The organism is Salinimicrobium oceani (genome assembly GCF_012037645.1).
In genome coordinates this window covers 1-278 of record NZ_JAAVJR010001722.1, presented here as the reverse complement: position 1 = coordinate 278, position 278 = coordinate 1, and the positions used below count along the sequence as shown (strand labels likewise).

Genomic DNA, 278 nt, shown 5'->3' with positions numbered 1-278 from the left:
ACTTCAAAGACAAGGCCTGCTTCATAGCCTTTTTGAAGAAGATGATCTGTAAGTTTCTTTTTTCGCTTCATGGGATTAATTTCCCGGAGTAGATTCAGCTTTTTTTCAGCTAATGTGTAGAGCGTGCTTTTGTATTCCTTTTCGCTGATCTCTGTGAGAGCGAGTTTAATGATAGGGGAGGATATCTCCCGAAGCCTTAATTCCTGAATGATCTTATGCCTGCCCCATTTCTTGATCCTGAACTTCCCTCTTACAAAACTTCTGGCGAAGCGTTCTTC

At 41.7% G+C, this 278-nt stretch carries 1 protein-coding gene; it reads right to left on the bottom strand.

Annotation, left to right across the window (positions count from 1 at the left end; translation table 11 throughout):
* Positions 1-278: regulatory protein RecX (locus HC175_RS23750; RefSeq protein ID WP_168140157.1), on the bottom strand; the 278-nt coding region annotated here is incomplete at both ends.